A 2,112-nucleotide genomic window follows, 5' to 3' on the forward strand; every position below is an offset into this window, starting at 1 on the left:
CGGTCAGTGGGCCGTGCCGCGCCGCCACAGTTTGCGGCCCCGCGGCTGACGGCTCTCCTCCGCGGGAGCCCGGGCGGTGTGCATCCGGTCCCCGGCATCCGACGTCCCGCCGGGGGTGCCCGCGGCCTTGCGCGCAGGCATCACCGCGATGATCAGACCGAGCAGGGCGGTACCGAGGTGCAGCCAGTTGTCGGCGGCGTTGAGGGCGAGCGGGTTACCGAGCCCGCTGACCGGGTTGGTCGCGAACACCCCCGTGACGGCGAGGCCCCACAGCAGCAGGACCCCGAAAGCCACCAGCAGCAGCCAGCCGTACGTGCGCGCACCCGAGGATTTCACCGCCATGAGCACACCGAGCACACCGACGACGATGTGGATGATGTTGTGCAACGGGTTGACGGCGAACACCCAGAGCGTGCTGCCCGTCGACCCCGCGAAGTCACCGAACCCGGTGACGATCAGGCCGATGATCCCGAAGGCGAGATAGACCAGGCCGACGAGCGCGGCCAGCATCTGCACCGGCTGGAGCCCGCTCACCTGGGTGCGGCCCTCTTTCAATCGAGCCATGACAGCCTCCTGTTCGGGTGTGACCGACGCCACTTTCCGTAGAGATACCCGGGGTCACCGACGGTGAAACCGTGCCGTCCCCGCGGCGTCCCCTTAGAGTCGGCGGCGTGGCCCTGGGCGTGTGCCTGCTGTTCGACCCGCCGTCGGACCGCGCGGTGCGGGAGCTGTGGCTGCGGTTCGAACGACTGGGGGTGCCGACCCCGCACTCGCACACGCACGGCCGGCACCGCCCGCACCTGTCGTACGTGGTGTTATTGGAGTGGGACCTCGACGCGGTGCGCGCGGCCGTGCAGGCGCTGGGCGACGGCGGCGGCTACGAGTTGCGTTTCGACGCGGTGGGCGCGTTCCGTCGCGGCCGGATCTGCCTCGTTCCCGCCGTCCCCGCCGCGCTGGTGACACGGCAGCACGCCGTCGTGGAGGCCATCCGCGCGACCGGAGCGGTCATCCACCGGCACTACGAGATCGACCACTGGTTGCCGCACACCGCACTGGCGACCAGAGCCGCCATGCGGGACCTGCCCGGGGTGGCCGGTGCGGTGTACGAGAGGTTGCCGATGACGGTGCGAGTCACCCGCGCCGCGTTGATCGACAGCGCCACCGGCGAGGCGTGGCCGTTGCGGGGCGTGCCGTAACCGTCACCGGACGGTTCCTCCGGGACCCGCCGTCACCCGACCCGCTGTCACTCGACCCGCTCGTCGGGGGCACGCCAGGTGTTGCACGCGCTCATGCTCCCGTCGCGGTACCCGCGCAGCGCCCATTCCCGTTGGGTCTCGGCGGACCCGTGGGTGTCGCTGTCGATCCAGTTGCGGAAGTCGTCGACGGCGTCCCCGGCGAGTGCCCGGTCGATCCCCCCGCGGCCCTGAGCGCCGTGCAGGAACATCCCGGCCAAACAGTTGGCCTGGAGTTCCACCCGCCTGCTCAGTTCCCGGTCTCCGGGCCCCTCCGCGGCGTGCCGGCCGAGTGCGCGGCCCGCGTCGCCGAGGATGCCGCTCAGGTACTGCACGTGGTGACCGTACTCGTGGGCGAGTGTGGCCAGGTGCGCCTCCGTGGCGAGACCGAACGCGTCCACCGTGCGGGTCCTCGGCAGGTAGATGGTGCCGTCCTCGGAACAGTAGAGCCCGGTCGCCCGTTCGCGGGGTGGCAGCGGCCCGCAGGCCGTGTCCGGGGAATCGGCGATGTCCACCTCGGCCGGGCGGAACGGCAACCCCGCCTCCGCGAGCGCGGGTTCCCAGGCCCGGTCGAGACAGCGCAGCTCGGCCCGGTAGAACTCGGCCAGGCGCTCGCGGTCGCTGCTCAGCTCCGGCAGCGTGCACTCGACCTCGGCGGTGCGGGCACCGGAGACCGACAGGGCGTCGTCCCCGATCCGGGATTCCCCGGAGGACTCCTGGCCGGTCCCGCCCGCGGCCGTGTCCGTCCCGCTTTCGGCCTGCCCTTCCCCGGAGTCGTCGAGCACGGGCACGACCATCACCAACGCGGCGACCAGCCCCCCGGCGACCACCGCGGGCAACGCGAGCCCCCACCGGCGCGGGCCTCTCCCGCGGCGTGCCG

General features: G+C 72.4%; 3 protein-coding genes. 1 reads left to right on the forward strand and 2 read right to left on the reverse strand.

Translation table 11 applies throughout. The features are described from left to right. Nucleotides 1-3 precede the first annotated feature (3 nt). Complete coding sequence (locus SACHA_RS0115505) at nucleotides 4-564, reverse strand: DUF4383 domain-containing protein (protein ID WP_028663232.1); 561 nt, start codon at nucleotides 562-564, stop codon at nucleotides 4-6. A 107-nt stretch (nucleotides 565-671) separates the two neighbouring features. Here SACHA_RS0115505 and SACHA_RS0115510 point away from each other — a divergent pair, with 107 nt between their 5' ends. Beyond that, nucleotides 672-1,196: a 2'-5' RNA ligase family protein gene (locus SACHA_RS0115510; protein WP_019811178.1), complete on the forward strand. Its 525-nt coding sequence runs from the start codon at nucleotides 672-674 to the stop codon at nucleotides 1,194-1,196. Between the two features lie 47 nt (nucleotides 1,197-1,243). On the opposite strand, the gene SACHA_RS0115515 is transcribed toward SACHA_RS0115510, so the two are convergent. Beyond that, a partial coding sequence (locus SACHA_RS0115515; RefSeq protein WP_157601723.1) for a neutral zinc metallopeptidase occupies nucleotides 1,244-2,112 on the reverse strand: 869 nt, incomplete at its 5' end.

Source organism: Saccharomonospora halophila 8, from assembly GCF_000383775.1.
Classification (GTDB): Bacteria; Actinomycetota; Actinomycetes; order Mycobacteriales; family Pseudonocardiaceae; genus Saccharomonospora; species Saccharomonospora halophila.